At 66.0% G+C, this 942-nt stretch carries 1 protein-coding gene; it reads left to right on the plus strand.

Annotation, left to right across the window (positions count from 1 at the left end; translation table 11 throughout):
• Positions 1-942, plus strand: a 942-nt coding sequence (locus ABD002_RS19455; protein WP_343794257.1) for a P-loop NTPase family protein, incomplete at both ends; no start/stop codon positions are given.

A 942-nucleotide genomic window follows, 5' to 3' on the forward strand; every position in this document is an offset into this window, starting at 1 on the left:
ACGTACCAGGTGCGCGGCATCGAGAAGAACCCGAGCTACGAGCAGCTGAAAGTCTGGATCAAGGCGCAGCGCGGGACGTTCCTGCACATCGATACGGTGGAGCTGTACACGGCGCGGCAACGGCAGGCGTGGTGCAAGCAGGCGAGCATCGAGCTGGCCTTGAGCGAAGAGGCGATGAAGGCGGACCTGGCGAAACTGCTGCGTGCGGTCGAGCTGCGCCAGGACGAGCTGATCCGGGCGCGTCAGGGTGCCAGCGCACCGGCGTCGTCCGCACCGACGCTGACGCCGGAACAAGAGAGCGCGGCGATGGCCTTGCTGCGCGATCCGCGCCTGATGATGCGCATCGTCGAGGACGTGGCGACGCTCGGTGTCGTCGGCGAAGACAGCAATGCGCTGGTCGGGTATCTGGCGTGCGTCAGCCGCCAACTCGACAAGCCGCTCGCGATCCTGATCCAGTCGACCAGCGCGGCCGGCAAGTCGACGTTGATGGATGCGTTGCTGTCGTTGATGCCGGACGAGCAGCGCGTGCACTACTCGGCGATGACCGGGCAGAGCCTGTTCTATCTCGGCGAAGGCGACCTCAAGCACAAGATCCTCGCGATCGCCGAAGAGGAAGGCGTTCGGCAGGCGGCATATGCGTTGAAGCTGTTGCAGAGCCAGGGCGAGCTGACCATCGCGAGCACGGGCAAGGACCCGACCACCGGCAAACTGGTGACCGAGGAATACCGGGTCGAGGGGCCGGTGATGCTGTTCCTGACCACGACCGCGATCGAGATCGACGAAGAACTGTTGAACCGCTGCCTGGTGCTGACGATCAACGAATCCCGCGAGCAGACCGAAGCGATCCACCGCCGGCAGCGCCAGGCGCGGACCTTGGCCGGGTTGTTGTCGGCGCAGGACGCGGCGGCGATCCGCTCGCTGCACCAGGCCGCGCAGCGCCTG

This window comes from Dokdonella soli (assembly GCF_039523175.1).
GTDB classification, from domain to species: domain Bacteria; phylum Pseudomonadota; class Gammaproteobacteria; order Xanthomonadales; family Rhodanobacteraceae; genus Dokdonella_A; species Dokdonella_A soli.